This is a genomic window from Enterobacter sp. IF2SW-B1 (assembly GCF_001743375.1).
In the GTDB taxonomy this organism is placed as follows: Bacteria; Pseudomonadota; Gammaproteobacteria; order Enterobacterales; family Enterobacteriaceae; genus Enterobacter; species Enterobacter bugandensis.
Map to the genome: position 1 here is coordinate 533702 of NZ_MJAA01000002.1, position 14463 is coordinate 548164.

General features: G+C 57.8%; 16 protein-coding genes. 12 read left to right on the forward strand and 4 right to left on the reverse strand.

The window, feature by feature from the left end; all coding sequences use genetic code 11:
* Window positions 1-58 precede the first annotated feature (58 nt).
* The 8 genes from ftsB (at window position 59) to rpoS (ending at window position 6280) form a co-directional block, all read left to right on the forward strand.
* Complete coding sequence (gene ftsB, locus A6013_RS06900; protein WP_003862095.1) at window positions 59-370, forward strand: cell division protein FtsB; 312 nt, start codon at window positions 59-61, stop codon at window positions 368-370.
* Between the two features lie 19 nt (window positions 371-389).
* Complete coding sequence (ispD, locus tag A6013_RS06905; protein WP_028014240.1) at window positions 390-1100, forward strand: 2-C-methyl-D-erythritol 4-phosphate cytidylyltransferase; 711 nt, start codon at window positions 390-392, stop codon at window positions 1098-1100.
* A complete protein-coding gene (gene ispF, locus A6013_RS06910; protein WP_006811766.1) occupies window positions 1100-1579 on the forward strand; it encodes a 2-C-methyl-D-erythritol 2,4-cyclodiphosphate synthase in 480 nt (159 codons plus the stop codon). The genes ispD and ispF overlap by 1 nt, the downstream gene beginning before the upstream one ends.
* Window positions 1576-2625, forward strand: a complete 1050-nt coding sequence (gene truD / locus A6013_RS06915) for a tRNA pseudouridine(13) synthase TruD (protein WP_045261236.1) — start codon at window positions 1576-1578, stop codon at window positions 2623-2625. Before ispF ends, truD begins: the two co-directional genes overlap by 4 nt.
* Window positions 2606-3367: a 5'/3'-nucleotidase SurE gene (gene surE, locus A6013_RS06920; RefSeq protein WP_028014238.1), complete on the forward strand. Its 762-nt coding sequence runs from the start codon at window positions 2606-2608 to the stop codon at window positions 3365-3367. Before truD ends, surE begins: the two co-directional genes overlap by 20 nt.
* The gene (locus tag A6013_RS06925) at window positions 3361-3987 is read left to right on the forward strand and encodes a protein-L-isoaspartate(D-aspartate) O-methyltransferase (protein ID WP_028014237.1); all 627 of its coding nucleotides are present in this window, start codon (window positions 3361-3363) and stop codon (window positions 3985-3987) included. Before surE ends, A6013_RS06925 begins: the two co-directional genes overlap by 7 nt.
* A gap of 116 nt (window positions 3988-4103) precedes the next feature.
* Window positions 4104-5228: a murein hydrolase activator NlpD gene (nlpD, locus tag A6013_RS06930; RefSeq protein WP_041908436.1), complete on the forward strand. Its 1125-nt coding sequence runs from the start codon at window positions 4104-4106 to the stop codon at window positions 5226-5228.
* A 59-nt stretch (window positions 5229-5287) separates the two neighbouring features.
* Complete coding sequence (gene rpoS / locus A6013_RS06935; protein ID WP_013098493.1) at window positions 5288-6280, forward strand: RNA polymerase sigma factor RpoS; 993 nt, start codon at window positions 5288-5290, stop codon at window positions 6278-6280.
* Window positions 6281-6332: 52 nt separating this feature from the next.
* Here rpoS and A6013_RS06940 read toward each other — a convergent pair whose 3' ends face one another.
* Window positions 6333-6710, reverse strand: coding sequence for a DUF4440 domain-containing protein (locus A6013_RS06940; RefSeq protein WP_069732766.1), 378 nt, complete (start codon window positions 6708-6710; stop codon window positions 6333-6335).
* The gene (locus tag A6013_RS06945; RefSeq protein ID WP_048959484.1) at window positions 6707-7909 is read right to left on the reverse strand and encodes an MFS transporter; all 1203 of its coding nucleotides are present in this window, start codon (window positions 7907-7909) and stop codon (window positions 6707-6709) included. Before A6013_RS06945 ends, A6013_RS06940 begins: the two co-directional genes overlap by 4 nt.
* A gap of 108 nt (window positions 7910-8017) precedes the next feature.
* Here A6013_RS06945 and A6013_RS06950 point away from each other — a divergent pair, with 108 nt between their 5' ends.
* Window positions 8018-8905 (forward strand): LysR family transcriptional regulator, encoded by an 888-nt coding sequence (locus A6013_RS06950; RefSeq protein WP_069732814.1) that lies wholly within the window; start codon window positions 8018-8020, stop codon window positions 8903-8905.
* On the opposite strand, the gene A6013_RS06955 is transcribed toward A6013_RS06950, so the two are convergent.
* The gene (locus A6013_RS06955) at window positions 8902-9309 is read right to left on the reverse strand and encodes a MarR family winged helix-turn-helix transcriptional regulator (protein ID WP_069732767.1); all 408 of its coding nucleotides are present in this window, start codon (window positions 9307-9309) and stop codon (window positions 8902-8904) included. The two genes, A6013_RS06950 and A6013_RS06955, sit on opposite strands and share 4 nt — an antisense overlap.
* Before the next feature lie 173 nt (window positions 9310-9482).
* Here A6013_RS06955 and A6013_RS06960 point away from each other — a divergent pair, with 173 nt between their 5' ends.
* Genes A6013_RS06960 through A6013_RS06970 form a run of 3 tightly spaced genes read left to right on the forward strand, consistent with a single transcriptional unit; the run spans window position 9483 to window position 11734 of the window.
* Window positions 9483-10085, forward strand: a complete 603-nt coding sequence (locus A6013_RS06960; protein ID WP_028014231.1) for a non-oxidative hydroxyarylic acid decarboxylases subunit B — start codon at window positions 9483-9485, stop codon at window positions 10083-10085.
* Complete coding sequence (locus A6013_RS06965) at window positions 10075-11502, forward strand: non-oxidative hydroxyarylic acid decarboxylases subunit C (RefSeq protein WP_041908445.1); 1428 nt, start codon at window positions 10075-10077, stop codon at window positions 11500-11502. Before A6013_RS06960 ends, A6013_RS06965 begins: the two co-directional genes overlap by 11 nt.
* A gap of 10 nt (window positions 11503-11512) precedes the next feature.
* The gene (locus A6013_RS06970) at window positions 11513-11734 is read left to right on the forward strand and encodes a non-oxidative hydroxyarylic acid decarboxylases subunit D (RefSeq protein ID WP_003862116.1); all 222 of its coding nucleotides are present in this window, start codon (window positions 11513-11515) and stop codon (window positions 11732-11734) included.
* 93 nt (window positions 11735-11827) lie between these two features.
* Here A6013_RS06970 and mutS read toward each other — a convergent pair whose 3' ends face one another.
* Window positions 11828-14389: a DNA mismatch repair protein MutS gene (gene mutS, locus A6013_RS06975; protein WP_045261242.1), complete on the reverse strand. Its 2562-nt coding sequence runs from the start codon at window positions 14387-14389 to the stop codon at window positions 11828-11830.
* Between the last annotated feature and the right edge of the window lie 74 nt (window positions 14390-14463).

Sequence of the window (14463 nt, forward strand, 5' to 3'; positions counted from 1 at the left end):
CGCAGTAGAGTCGAACGGAAAGTTATGGGATGATGATGCCGTTTTTTCAGGGGGCAGGATGGGTAAACTAACGCTGCTGTTGCTGGCTTTGCTGGTCTGGCTGCAATATTCGTTGTGGTTCGGTAAGAACGGGCTGCACGACTACAGCCGGGTGAGCGATGACGTCGCGGCTCAGCAGGCAACAAATGCCAAACTTAAGGCGCGTAACGATCAACTTTTTGCTGAAATTGATGACCTCAATGGCGGCCAGGAGGCGATTGAGGAGCGCGCACGCAATGAACTCAGTATGACTAAGCCGGGCGAAACCTTTTATCGTCTGGTTCCGGATGCGTCTAAACGCAATCAGGGCTCAGCACAAAACAATCGATAATCAGGCCCAGGATTACGACATGGCAGCAACTTTTTCGGACGTATGTGCCGTGGTGCCGGCCGCAGGTTTTGGCCGGCGCATGCAGACAGAATGTCCCAAGCAGTACCTCTCAATTGGCGATAAAACGATCCTTGAGCACGCCGTGGCGGCGCTGCTGGCGCACCCGCGGGTGACGCACGTGGTCATCGCCATCAGTCCCGGCGATGCCCGCTTTGCGCAGCTGCCGCTGGCAAACCACCCACAGATTACCGTCGTTGATGGCGGCGCCGAGCGCGCCGATTCCGTGCTGGCGGGCATTCAGGCTGCCGGAAGCGCCCAGTGGGTGCTGGTCCATGACGCGGCACGTCCGTGCCTGCATCAGGACGACCTGGCACGCCTGCTGGCGCTGAGCGAAACCAGTAAAGTGGGCGGCATTCTGGCCGCGCCGGTGCGCGATACCATGAAGCGTGCCGAGCCGGGCAAGCGTGCCATCGCCCACACCGTTGAGCGCGTCGACTTATGGCACGCGCTGACGCCGCAATTTTTCCCCCGCGAACTGCTCCACGACTGCTTAACGCGTGCCCTTAATGAAGGCGCGACCATCACGGACGAAGCCTCCGCGCTGGAGTATTGCGGTTTTCACCCCACGCTTGTTGAAGGGCGCGCTGATAATATAAAAGTGACGCGCCCGGAAGATTTACAGCTCGCGGAATTTTATCTTACCCGTTCGACCCATCAGGAGAAGGCATAATGCGAATTGGACACGGTTTTGATGTACACGCCTTTGGCGGAGAAGGCCCAATTATCATTGGCGGCGTACGTATTCCTTACGAAAAAGGGCTGCTGGCGCATTCTGATGGCGACGTGGCGCTGCATGCGCTGACCGACGCGCTGCTCGGCGCTGCCGCGCTGGGTGATATTGGCAAGCTGTTCCCGGACACCGACCCGGCCTTTAAAGGGGCGGACAGCCGCGAATTGCTGCGCGAAGCGTGGCGCCGTATTCAGGCGAAAGGTTACACCCTCGGCAACGTCGACGTGACGATTATTGCCCAGGCCCCGAAAATGCTGCCGCACATTCCGCAGATGCGCGTATTTATCGCTGAAGATCTGGGCTGCCATATGGACGACGTCAACGTCAAAGCCACCACCACGGAGAAGCTGGGCTTTACCGGTCGTGGCGAAGGGATTGCCTGTGAAGCCGTGGCGCTGCTGGTGAAGGCGGCAAAATGACGGACTTCGATAATCTGACATACCTGCACGGCAAGCCGCAGGGGAACGGGGTGCTGAAAGCCAGCCCGGAAGATTTCCTCGTGGTGGAGGATCTGGGCTTTGAGCCCGATGGCGAAGGCGAACATATCCTGGTGCGTATTCTGAAAAACGGCTGCAACACCCGCTTTGTGGCCGACGCGCTGGCAAAATTCCTCAAAATTCACGCCCGGGAAGTGAGCTTTGCCGGGCAGAAAGATAAACACGCCGTCACCGAGCAGTGGCTCTGCGCCCGCGTACCCGGCAATGCGATGCCTGATTTAAGCAAATTTGAGCTTGAAGGCTGTAAGGTGCTGGAGTACGCCCGCCACAAGCGCAAGCTGCGCCTGGGGGCGTTGAAAGGCAACGCGTTTACGCTGGTGCTGCGCGAAGTGACTAACCGTGAAGACGTTGAAAAGCGCCTGAATGCCATCAATGAACGCGGCGTTCCGAACTACTTTGGCGCGCAGCGCTTTGGCATTGGCGGCAGCAACCTACAGGGCGCGCTGCGCTGGGCGCAAAGCGATGCGCCGGTGCGCGACAGGAATAAACGCAGTTTTTGGTTGTCGGCGGCCCGCAGCGCGTTGTTTAATCAGATTGTGAGCGAAAGGCTGAAAAAACCGGACGCGAATCAAGTTGTTGTTGGCGATGCGCTACAATTAGCGGGACGCGGAAGCTGGTTTGTGGCAACGGCCGAAGAAATGGCCGATGTGCAGTCGCGCGTGGACGCCAAAGCGCTGATGATTACCGCAGCTTTGCCGGGCTCAGGCGACTGGGGCACCCAGGGCGACGCGTTGAGCGCTGAGCAGTCCGCCGTGGCGGATGCGCCGGAATTACAATCCTTGCTGGTGCGGGAAAAAGTCGAAGCAGCGCGCCGCGCGATGCTGCTCTATCCGCAGCAGTTAAGCTGGAACTGGTGGGATGACGTGACCGTCGAGTTACGCTTCTGGCTGCCGGCAGGTAGCTTTGCCACCAGTGTTGTCAGGGAACTAATCAACACCTCGGGTGATTATGCGAATATTGCTGAGTAACGATGACGGGATCCACGCGCCAGGCATTCAGACCCTGGCGAAGCACCTCCGTGAATTTGCGGATGTGCAGGTTGTGGCCCCCGATCGTAACCGCAGTGGAGCGTCTAACTCACTGACGCTGGAGTCGTCGCTTCGCACCTTTACCTTTGAAAATGGCGATATTGCCGTGCAGATGGGCACGCCGACGGACTGCGTGTTTCTGGGCGTGAACGCGCTGATGCGCCCGCGTCCGGATATCGTCGTCTCTGGCATTAACGCCGGGCCGAACCTCGGCGATGACGTGATTTACTCCGGAACGGTAGCGGCGGCAATGGAAGGGCGCCATCTGGGGTTCCCGGCGCTGGCGGTCTCGTTAAACGGCCACACGCACTACGATACCGCCGCCGCGGTGACCTGCTCGATCCTGCGGGCGCTAGGCCGCGAGCCGCTGCGTACCGGGCGCATTCTCAACATCAACGTGCCGGATCTTCCTCTCAATGAAATTAAGGGCATTCGCGTTACGCGCTGCGGAAGCCGGCATCCGGCCGATCAGGTGATCCCGCAGCAGGATCCTCGCGGCAACACGCTTTACTGGATCGGGCCTCCTGGCGATAAGTGCGATGCGGGTCCGGACACCGACTTTGCCGCCGTGGATGAAGGCTATGTCTCGGTCACTCCGCTGCACGTAGATTTAACCGCGTATAGCGCGCATGATGTGGTGTCGGGCTGGCTGGATCGCGCAGGAGTGAACGCGCAATGGTAAGCAAACGTGTACAAACTCTTCTGGAACAACTTCGCGCACAGGGGATCCGCGACGAGCACGTGCTTGAAGCGCTCGCTCAGGTCCCGCGTGAGAAATTTGTAGACGAGGCGTTTGAACACAAAGCGTGGGAAAACGTAGCGCTGCCCATCGGGCAAGGCCAGACGATTTCGCAGCCTTATATGGTGGCGCGGATGACGGAGCTGCTGGAGCTCACGCCCGACTCACGCGTGCTGGAGATTGGCACCGGGTCGGGGTATCAGACCGCCATCCTGGCGCATCTGGTACACCATGTCTGTTCCGTAGAGCGGATCAAAGGTTTGCAATGGCAGGCGCGTCGTCGCCTGAAACAACTTGATTTACATAATGTTTCGACACGACACGGTGATGGATGGCAGGGTTGGCAGGCTCGCGCCCCGTTTGACGCTATCATCGTGACGGCGGCTCCGCCTGAAATTCCCGCAGCGCTCTTGTCGCAGCTGGATGAGGGGGGCATTCTTGTTCTGCCCGTCGGGGACGAGCAGCAGCTATTAAAGCGCGTTCGTCGGCGCGGCGGCGAGTATATTATCGACACCGTGGAAGCCGTGCGCTTTGTGCCTCTGGTAAAGGGGGAGTTGGCCTGAGACTCGGATTTATCCAGGGTTATTAAGGCAAATTCAGCGTATGGTGTGGCGCGAAAGATTCGTGTCTTCACGGTAAATTTTAAGTCACTGGTAGTTAACACATTCCTGGGGGATAAATGAGCGCGGGAAGCCCTAAATTCACCATCAGCCGTGTTGCGGCATTATCACTGGTTTCGCTCTGGCTGGCAGGCTGTACAAGTTCCAACAACGCGCCTGCGCCCGTCAGTTCCGTCGGGGGAAACAGCGGCTCCGGTAACACGTCCAGCGGAATGTTAATCACGCCTCCGCCTAAAATGGGTACTGCTGCGCCGCAGCAAACACCACAAATTCAGCCTGTGCAACATCCTGTTACACAGCCAACGCAGATTCAGCCAGTTGAACAGCCTGTTCAGACCCAAAATGGCCGCATAGTCTATAACCGCCAGTATGGGAACATTCCGAAAGGCAGCTATACCGGCGGCAGCACCTATACCGTGAAGCGCGGCGATACGCTGTTCTACATTGCCTGGATCACCGGGAACGATTTCCGTGACCTCGCGCAGCGCAATAACGTCCAGGCCCCGTATGCTCTGGAAGTTGGCCAAACGCTCCAGGTGGGCAACGCAACGGGTACGCCACTGACGCCTGGCAATACGGTTTCAGCGGCCGATGTGACGGCTCAAAATAACAGCGTTAAGCCTGCACAAAAATCCACCACGGTGGTTGCTTCACAACCTGTAATTACGTATTCTGAGGATTCAGGTGATCAGACTGCTAACAAAATGTTGCCGAATAATAAAGGGACTGCGACTGTTGTCACAGCACCGACCACGGCACCTGTGGTTAGCTCTACTGAACCGACTGCAAGCAGTCAGAATGCCAGTTCGTCCATCACCGCATGGCGCTGGCCAACCGACGGCAAGATTATCGAGAACTTCGCAACCTCTGAGGGTGGGAACAAAGGGATCGATATCGCAGGCAGTAAAGGACAGGCTATCATCGCGACCGCAGACGGACGCGTTGTGTATGCCGGTAACGCGCTGCGCGGTTACGGTAATCTGATTATCATCAAACATAACGATGATTACCTGAGTGCCTACGCCCATAACGACACAATGCTGGTCCGGGAACAACAAGAAGTTAAGGCGGGGCAAAAAATCGCTACCATGGGTAGCACCGGAACCAGTTCTACACGCTTGCATTTTGAAATTCGTTACAAGGGGAAATCCGTAAACCCGCTGCAGTACTTGCCGCAGCGATAAATTGACGGGGCATGCCAGCCAGGGTGTCTCGTTCAGGGATCACGGGTAGGAGCCACCTTATGAGTCAGAATACGCTGAAAGTTCATGATTTAAATGAAGACGCGGAATTTGATGAGAACGGAGCAGAGGCTTTTGACGAAAAAGCCTTAGTAGAAGAGGAACCCAGTGATAACGATTTGGCTGAAGAAGAGCTGTTATCGCAGGGCGCCACACAGCGTGTACTGGACGCGACTCAGCTTTACCTTGGGGAGATTGGTTACTCCCCACTGCTAACGGCCGAAGAAGAAGTCTATTTCGCACGTCGTGCTTTGCGTGGTGATGTTGCCTCGCGTCGTCGCATGATCGAAAGTAACCTGCGACTGGTCGTGAAAATTGCCCGCCGTTACGGCAATCGTGGTCTGGCTCTGCTGGATCTGATTGAAGAGGGCAACTTAGGTCTCATCCGCGCAGTTGAGAAGTTTGACCCGGAACGCGGGTTCCGTTTCTCAACCTACGCGACCTGGTGGATTCGTCAGACCATCGAACGGGCTATTATGAACCAGACCCGTACGATCCGACTGCCGATCCACATCGTCAAAGAGTTGAACGTCTATCTGCGTACCGCGCGCGAGTTGTCCCATAAACTGGACCACGAGCCAAGCGCAGAAGAAATTGCCGAACAACTCGACAAACCGGTTGATGACGTAAGCCGTATGCTGCGTCTCAACGAGCGCATTACCTCGGTTGACACCCCGCTGGGTGGCGACTCCGAAAAAGCGCTGCTGGACATCCTGGCCGATGAAAAAGACAACGGCCCGGAAGACACCACGCAGGACGATGACATGAAGCAGAGCATCGTCAAATGGCTGTTCGAACTGAACGCCAAACAGCGTGAAGTGCTGGCACGTCGTTTCGGTTTACTGGGGTATGAAGCTGCGACACTGGAAGACGTCGGCCGCGAAATTGGCCTGACCCGTGAACGTGTTCGTCAGATTCAGGTAGAAGGTCTGCGCCGCCTGCGTGAAATCCTGCAGGGGCAAGGTCTGAATATCGAAGCGCTGTTCCGCGAATAAGCATCCTTTCGTCAAAAAAGGCCCGTCGTGAGACGGGCCTTTTTCTTTTGTGCTACGGCTGGGCCGTTTCGTGTAGCAGACGCCATGTAATCCCGTCGCCTTCCTGATTAAGCACTGCGGTTGACCAGCGCACGTTGACGGGCTGGTCCGGCCGGGTTTGCGTCTCCCGGTAGTGCAGTACCGCGCCACGATCCCAGCGCTCGATCGTGGATAATTCGTCAATGACGATCTTCAGTCCGGGGCGGCTTCCTCGCTGACTGTGCAGAAAGTCCACAAGGCCGTGATAGTCGATATGAACGCCTCCCGGTGGGATCATCAGAAAATCTGGCCGGAAACGGGCGAGCAGGGCGTCGGAGTCGCCTTCGCCTTTGCCTAACCAGTTTTCAAGCGCAATGTGGAGGTCGATAATGTCGTGTTCAAAAGGCGTCATGAATTCTCCTGTCGCAGCTGGGCGAGCACCTGCGTATTGTTAAGTCGGAAAACGTACAGTACAGGCAATAGGGTCATGCCTGCGGCAAAAAGAAACATTCCGTGCCAGGCGGCGAGCGGCGCCAGATAACTCTGCGCCAGACTCAGCACCTCTGCCAGCAGCAGGGCACCGGCAAAAAAGCTCAACTGACGATTGAGATTCCACAGCGCGCTGGCATCCGGCATCTCTTCCCGGCGCGTTGTCAGAAAAGCGCTGCTCTGAGCGGTACTGCTGCACAGGCTTCCCCCCGCGCCCATCAGGGTAAACGCAACGACAGGAAGCAGCGTAGCCGAACTGACGTTAAGCAAAAGCAGAATGCCCGTCGCCTGCAGCAGGCAGCCGATAACAATCAGCGGCTGTGGGCCGAAACGGTTAAAATAGCGTCCCGTCGCCGTGATGGCGATAAACGATGCCACGGACCACGGCAGCATGAGCATACCCGTTGCGGCTGGACTCATGTTCGCCTCGTGCTGAAGATAAAACATGCCCGTAACGTTCACCCCGATAAATACGCCAGGAACGCATACATAGACAAGCATGGCAAAACGCAAAAGCGGGTCCGCGAGCAACCGCAGGTTGAGCAGCCTGGCCGCTTTCATCGCGGGTATTTCATGTTTAAGCCACAGGCAGGCCAACACAAAGGTCAGGATGGCCACCGGAAGCGTCGCGAAAAATATCCACCGCCAGCTTAGCATCTGCACCAGCAGGCCCCCGATAGCGGGGGAGCAGGCGGGAGCAAGCAGCGCGACCAGCATGACCGCCGAGGAGAGTCTGGCTCGCTCGTGAGGCTGAAACAGTTGCCAGGTCAGCGCCTGTCCGACGGGGATCAGTAAGCCACCGCCCACGCCCTGCAGCACGCGCCAGGCGATCAGACTTTCCAGCGTTGCAGACAAGCCTGCCGCAGCAGAAGCCGCGCTGAACAGAAAAAGCGAGATCAGGATGACCCGCTTTGGTCCGAAGCGGCGCGTGAGCATGCTGCTAAACGGGATCGCCAGCGTCAGGCCGGCAATATACCCGTTACTGACCCAGGCAAGCGCTGAAGGCGTGGCGTTAAGAGCTTGCGCCATCGCCGGAAAAGCGACGCTGGCAATAAACATGTTGATCAAATCAAGAAAAAAGCCCAGCAGATAGACAGCGGCGACTTTGCTGCGATACGTCATGGTGGATCCTCCCGTGAGGTGGCGTATCGTATCGACCCCGGAAGCACGGATAAACCTGACAAAGCGCGATATAATGTCAAAAAAATTTTGACGGTAAAAGGCGTAATGATGATTAACCTACAGCGGACGCAGATGTTTGTTGCGGTGGCCGATACCGGCAGCTTCACTGCCGCAGCCGATGCGCTGGGCCTGACAAAAGCCGTGGTCAGCTTCAATATTCGCCAGCTCGAAGCCGAGCTGGGGGTGACGCTGCTGCTGCGCTCCACCCGCCGACTGACGTTAACCGAGGCGGGAGCGCTTTTTCATCAGCGCAGCGTGGCGCTTCTGAAGGACGCAGAACGGCTGCAGGATGATGTTCGCGCGAATCATGCAGGACTCACGGGGGAATTGCGGATCACCACCACGCCTGAGTATGGTTCGCGGGTCGTGGTACCGTTGCTGGCAAGGTTTAGCCAGCTGCACCCGGAGCTTCGCGTGCGTCATGTTTCGTCTTCACTCCATGCCGACCTGATCTCAGAGCGCTTTGACGTGGCTATTCGGTTGGGAACGCTTACCGACTCGCGCTACCACGCCGCATTGATTTCACATTTTTCCATCCTGCCCGTCGCGACGCCGGAATGGCGGATGAATCATCCGGTTGAATCGCTTGCGCAGCTGGCGCAAGCCGACTGGATTATTCACGAGCGCTTAGCTTCGCCGCTGCGCTGGCAGGTAAAAGATGCCAGCGGTGCGTCTGAAATGCTTGAGATAAAAAAAGCGCCGCGCCTGTTTGCCGACAGCGCGCAGGCGCTTATGGCTTTTGCGCTTGCGGGAAGTGGCGTGGCTTTACTGCCGGAATGGCTGGTGCGCGATGCGCTTGATGCGGGAAAACTGGTCCCGGTTTTACCGGAATATGCCTTCGCGCGGCAGGGCATCCACGCGGTTTATCCGGATGCCCGGCACGTGCCTGCGAAAGTGCGCACCTTTATTGATTTTATGCGCGCCAGCGTGAATTAATCGTGCATCATCTTTTTGATGAGCGCAGAGAACTGCTCCCGTTCGGCCTTATTAAGACGCCCTAAAAACGCCTGATCCACCTCGTTGCCGACCGGCTGGCAGTCTGCAAGCAGGGCTTCGCCTTCCGGCGTCAGGAAGACAAACCGGCGGCGCTTATCTGCGGGATCGTGCTCGCGTTTGACCAGCCCGCGCGCCTCCATTCGGCTGAGCATCTCCGCCAGCGTCGCCTTCGTGCTGACCGCCACTTCGGTCAATGCCACCTGCTCAATGCCCGGGTGCTCGGCAATGGAGCGCATAACCGCATACTGCGGCTTGGTCAGTTCCGGCAGGGAATGTTGCCACTTAGCGGTATGCTGTTGAAAAAGCTGACGTAACAGGTGGAACGCCTCTTGTCTAAGTTCCATGAACACTCCGACAGAAAAAATCACCCCCTATGATAGCCGCTAAAGCCCGGGATGATAACGCGGGATTTTTTAGTAATTAATGTGATCGTGTACGAACGATCTTGTCAGTAGAGCGAGCCGGGAGTAGTTTATCTATAAATGTTCGTACGCGAACAAATTGATTGAGGTGATGAATGAGATTGATCGTGGGAATGACAGGAGCAACGGGGGCTCCGCTGGGCGTGGCGCTGCTGCTGGCGCTGAGGGAAATGCCGGAGGTAGAGACCCATCTGGTCATGTCGAAGTGGGCAAAAACAACCATTGAGCTGGAAACGCCTTACAGCGTGCAGGACGTTGCTGCGCTGGCTGACGTTGTTCACAGCCCGGCTGACCAGGCCGCCACCATCTCCTCCGGCTCGTTTCGCACCGACGGCATGATCGTCATTCCCTGCAGCATGAAAACGCTGGCGGGGATCCGCGCGGGCTACGCCGAAGGGCTGGTGGGCCGTGCGGCAGATGTGGTGCTGAAAGAGGGCCGCAAGCTGGTGCTCGTTCCCCGCGAAACGCCGCTCAGCACCATTCATCTGGAGAACATGCTGGCGCTTTCCCGCATGGGCGTGGCGATGGTGCCGCCCATGCCTGCGTATTACAACCACCCGCAAACCGCCGATGACATCACCCAGCATATCGTGACCCGTGTGCTCGACCAGTTTGGTCTGGAGCACAAAAAGGCGCGCCGATGGAACGGGTTGCGGGAGGCGAAACATTTTTCACAGGAGAACAAAGATGGCATTTGATGATTTGAGAAGCTTCCTGCAGGCGCTCGATGAGCAAGGGCAACTGCTGAAAATTGAGGAAGAGGTGAATGCGGAGCCGGATCTGGCGGCGGCAGCCAACGCCACAGGCCGTATTGGCGACGGCGCGCCCGCGCTGTGGTTCGACAATATTCGTGGCTTTACCGATGCCCGCGTGGTGATGAACACCATCGGCTCGTGGCAAAACCACGCCATATCGATGGGGCTGCCAGCGAATACCCCGGTAAAAAAACAGATCGACGAGTTTATTCGCCGCTGGGATAAATTCCCCGTTACGCCGGAGCGCCGCGCTAACCCGGCCTGGGCGCAAAATACGGTCGACGGTGAAGACATTAACCTGTTCGATATCCTGCCGCTGTTTCGCCTGAACGACGGTGACGGCGGTTTTTATCTCGATAAAGCGTGCGTTGTCTCGCGCGATCCGCTCGACCCGGACCATTTCGGCAAGCAGAACGTCGGGATCTACCGCATGGAGGTCAAGGGCAAGCGCAAGCTCGGCCTGCAGCCGGTACCGATGCACGATATCGCCCTCCATCTGCACAAAGCGGAAGAGCGCGGACAAGATCTGCCGATCGCGATTACTCTCGGCAACGACCCGATCATCACCCTGATGGGCGCCACGCCGCTGAAATACGATCAGTCTGAGTATGAAATGGCCGGCGCGCTGCGCGAAAGCCCGTACCCGATTGCCACCGCGCCGCTGACCGGCTTCGACGTGCCGTGGGGGTCTGAAGTGATCCTGGAAGGGGTGATTGAAGGCCGCAAACGTGAAATCGAAGGGCCGTTCGGCGAGTTTACCGGACACTATTCCGGTGGCCGTAATATGACAGTGGTCCGTATCGACAAAGTTTCTTACCGCACCAAACCGATCTTCGAATCCCTTTACCTCGGCATGCCGTGGACCGAGATTGACTATCTGATGGGACCAGCCACCTGCGTGCCGCTTTACCAGCAGCTGAAGGCGGAATTCCCGGAAGTGCAGGCGGTGAATGCCATGTACACCCACGGTCTGCTGGCAATTATCTCCACCAAAAAACGCTACGGTGGTTTTGCCCGCGCGGTCGGTTTACGCGCCATGACCACGCCGCACGGTCTGGGCTACGTGAAGATGGTGATTATGGTGGATGAGGATGTCGATCCGTTCAACCTCCCGCAGGTGATGTGGGCGCTCTCATCGAAGGTCAATCCGGCAGGGGATCTGGTGCAGCTGCCGAACATGTCAGTGCTTGAACTCGACCCTGGCTCCAGCCCGGCGGGCATTACCGACAAACTGATTATTGATGCCACCACGCCTGTTGCACCGGACACCCGTGGCCACTACAGCCAGCCGGTACAGGATCTGCCTGAAACTAAAGCCTGGGCTGAAAAACTGACCGCGATGCTGGCAGCACGCCAATAAGGAGGAAAAGATGATTTGTCCACGTTGTGCCGATGAGCATATTGAAGTGATGGCGACGTCACCGGTGAAAGGGGTCTGGACCGTTTACCAGTGCCAGCATTGTCTTTATACCTGGCGCGATACCGAACCGCTGCGTCGTACCAGCCGCGAGCATTACCCGGAAGCGTTCCGCATGACGCAGAAGGATATTGATGAAGCACCGCAGGTGCCGACGATCCCGCCGCTGTTGTAAAAATAAGCCCGGTAGCGCTGCGCTTACCGGGCCTACGGGTTTTGTAGGTCGGGTAAGGCGAAGCCGCCACCCGACAAAACAGACCGCAGAAAACTAAACCAGACTCTTCAACCGGTAAATCCACTCCAGCGCCTGACGCGGCGTCAGTGAATCCGGGTCTAGGTTCTCCAGCGCTTCCACCGCAGGCGACGTTTCTTCAGCTGGTGCCAACAGCGACATCTGGGTGCCATCAATCTGCGTCGCCGCCGCATTCGGCGAGAGGCTTTCCAGCTCACGCAGCTTCTGGCGAGCGCGCTTGATCACCTCTTTTGGTACACCTGCCAGCGCCGCAACGGCCAGGCCATAGCTCTTGCTCGCCGCGCCATCCTGCACCGTGTGCATAAAGGCGATGGTGTCGCCGTGCTCCAGCGCATCAAGATGAACGTTAGCCACGCCTTCCATTTTCTCCGGCAGCTGCGTCAGCTCGAAGTAGTGGGTGGCGAACAGCGTCATGGCCTTGATTTTATTCGCGAGGCTTTCAGCACAGGCCCAGGCCAATGACAGGCCGTCATAGGTTGAGGTTCCGCGTCCCACTTCGTCCATCAGCACCAGGCTGTGCTCCGTCGCGTTATGCAGAATGTTAGCCGTTTCGGTCATCTCGACCATGAAGGTTGAGCGACCGCTCGCCAGATCGTCCGCTGCCCCAACGCGGGTGAAGATACGATCGATGGGGCCAATCTCCACTTTTTGCGCCGGGACGTAGCTGCCGATATACGCGAGCAAAGCAATCAGCGCCGTCTGGCGCATGTAGGTACTCTTACCGCCCATGTTCGGGCCGGTAATGATCAGCATTCTTCTCTGCGGCGACAGGCTCAGCGGGTTGGCGATGAACGGTTCGTTCAGCACCTGCTCAACGACCGGGTGACGGCCTTCCGTAATGCGAATGCCGGGCTTGTCGGTAAAAGTCGGGCAGGTATAGTTCAGCGTTTCAGCCCGTTCAGCCAGGTTCACCAGCACGTCCAGCTCCGCCAGCGCGCTGGCGCTGAGCTGCAGGTCAGCAAGGTGCGGCATCAGCATGTCGAACAGCTCGTCATACAGCTGTTTTTCCAGCGCCAGGGCTTTACCTTTCGAGGTGAGTACTTTGTCCTCGTACTCTTTCAGCTCGGGAATGATGTAACGCTCGGCGTTTTTCAAGGTCTGACGACGTACGTAGTGAATCGGCGCCAGATGGCTTTGCCCGCGGCTGATCTGAATGTAGTAACCGTGTACCGCGTTATACCCCACTTTCAGCGTATCGAGCCCAAGACGCTCGCGCTCGCGGATTTCCAGCTTATCCAGGTAGTCCGTCGCACCGTCAGCCAGCGCGCGCCATTCGTCCAGCTCTTCGTTGTAGCCTGGGGCAATCACGCCGCCGTCGCGCACCAGAACCGGAGGCGCATCGATAATGGCGCGCTCCAGCAGCTCGCGAAGCTCGGTGAATTCACCCATGGTTTCACGGAGTTTCTGTACCGGCGCGCTGTCAACGTCACTCAGCTGCGCACGCAGTTCCGGCAGTTGCTGGAAAGCATGTCGCATCCGCGCAAGGTCGCGCGGGCGCGCGGTGCGCAATGCCAGACGGGCAAGAATACGCTCCAGATCGCCCACCTGACGCAGGACCGGCTGCAGCTCGGTATAGCGATCCTGCAACGCAGCAATCGTCTGCTGGCGGCAAACCAGCGTATCGGTATCGCGAATCGGCATATGCAGCCAGCGCTTCAGCATGCGACTGCCCATCGGCGTCACCGTGCTGTCGAGCACCGACGCGAGCGTGTTTTCAACGCCACCTGCCAGGTTCTGGGTGATCTCCAGGTTACGGCGCGTGGCGGCATCCATAATGATGCTGTCCTGCTGGCGCTCCATGGTGATAGAGCGGATATGCGGCAGGGCGGTGCGCTGGGTGTCTTTCACGTACTGCAGCAGGCAACCAGCGGCACACAGCCCGCGCGGAGCATTTTCCACGCCAAAGCCAATCAGATCGCGGGTACCGAACTGCAGGTTCAGCTGCTGGCGCGCGGTATCAATTTCGAATTCCCACAGCGGGCGACGGCGCAATCCGCGACGGCCTTCAATCAGCGCCATTTCGGCGAAGTCTTCGGCGTAGAGCAATTCTGCCGGGTTGGTGCGCTGCAGTTCGGCAGCCATCGTTTCGCGGTCAGCCGGCTCACTCAGGCGAAAACGCCCGGAGCTGATGTCCAGCGTGGCGTAGCCAAACCCTTTGCCGTCCTGCCACAGCGCCGCCAGCAGGTTATCCTGGCGCTCCTGAAGCAGGGCTTCATCACTGATGGTGCCTGGCGTGACGATGCGCACGACTTTGCGCTCAACCGGGCCTTTCGAGGTTGCCGGATCGCCGATTTGTTCGCAGATGGCAACGGACTCACCCTGATTCACCAGCTTGGCCAGATAGTTTTCAACCGCGTGGTGCGGGATACCGGCCATCGGGATGGGCTCGCCTGCGGATGCGCCACGTTTGGTTAGCGAGATGTCGAGCAACTGCGACGCACGTTTAGCATCGTCATAAAACAGCTCGTAAAAATCGCCCATGCGGTAAAACAGCAGGATTTCCGGATGCTGTGCCTTCAGCTTCAGGTACTGCTGCATCATCGGCGTATGTGCGTCGAAATTGTCGATTGTGCTCATGGAGTTATGATGTCCATTTCTTTGAAAATAAACCGTTTTGAGCGGCTCAGTGGCCGTTTGTTCGTTCTATTGTC

What these genes read in the sequence shown, in the direction of transcription:
- ftsB (WP_003862095.1), top strand. Translation starts at nt 59, where the DNA reads ATGGGTAAACTAACGCTGCTGTTGCTGGCTTTGCTGGTCTGGCTGCAA.
- ispD (WP_028014240.1), top strand. Translation starts at nt 390, where the DNA reads ATGGCAGCAACTTTTTCGGACGTATGTGCCGTGGTGCCGGCCGCAGGT.
- ispF (WP_006811766.1), top strand. Translation starts at nt 1,100, where the DNA reads ATGCGAATTGGACACGGTTTTGATGTACACGCCTTTGGCGGAGAAGGC.
- truD (WP_045261236.1), top strand. Translation starts at nt 1,576, where the DNA reads ATGACGGACTTCGATAATCTGACATACCTGCACGGCAAGCCGCAGGGG.
- surE (WP_028014238.1), top strand. Translation starts at nt 2,606, where the DNA reads ATGCGAATATTGCTGAGTAACGATGACGGGATCCACGCGCCAGGCATT.
- A6013_RS06925 (WP_028014237.1), top strand. Translation starts at nt 3,361, where the DNA reads ATGGTAAGCAAACGTGTACAAACTCTTCTGGAACAACTTCGCGCACAG.
- nlpD (WP_041908436.1), top strand. Translation starts at nt 4,104, where the DNA reads ATGAGCGCGGGAAGCCCTAAATTCACCATCAGCCGTGTTGCGGCATTA.
- rpoS (WP_013098493.1), top strand. Translation starts at nt 5,288, where the DNA reads ATGAGTCAGAATACGCTGAAAGTTCATGATTTAAATGAAGACGCGGAA.
- A6013_RS06940 (WP_069732766.1), bottom strand. Translation starts at nt 6,710, where the DNA reads ATGACGCCTTTTGAACACGACATTATCGACCTCCACATTGCGCTTGAA.
- A6013_RS06945 (WP_048959484.1), bottom strand. Translation starts at nt 7,909, where the DNA reads ATGACGTATCGCAGCAAAGTCGCCGCTGTCTATCTGCTGGGCTTTTTT.
- A6013_RS06950 (WP_069732814.1), top strand. Translation starts at nt 8,018, where the DNA reads ATGATTAACCTACAGCGGACGCAGATGTTTGTTGCGGTGGCCGATACC.
- A6013_RS06955 (WP_069732767.1), bottom strand. Translation starts at nt 9,309, where the DNA reads ATGGAACTTAGACAAGAGGCGTTCCACCTGTTACGTCAGCTTTTTCAA.
- A6013_RS06960 (WP_028014231.1), top strand. Translation starts at nt 9,483, where the DNA reads ATGAGATTGATCGTGGGAATGACAGGAGCAACGGGGGCTCCGCTGGGC.
- A6013_RS06965 (WP_041908445.1), top strand. Translation starts at nt 10,075, where the DNA reads ATGGCATTTGATGATTTGAGAAGCTTCCTGCAGGCGCTCGATGAGCAA.
- A6013_RS06970 (WP_003862116.1), top strand. Translation starts at nt 11,513, where the DNA reads ATGATTTGTCCACGTTGTGCCGATGAGCATATTGAAGTGATGGCGACG.
- mutS (WP_045261242.1), bottom strand. Translation starts at nt 14,389, where the DNA reads ATGAGCACAATCGACAATTTCGACGCACATACGCCGATGATGCAGCAG.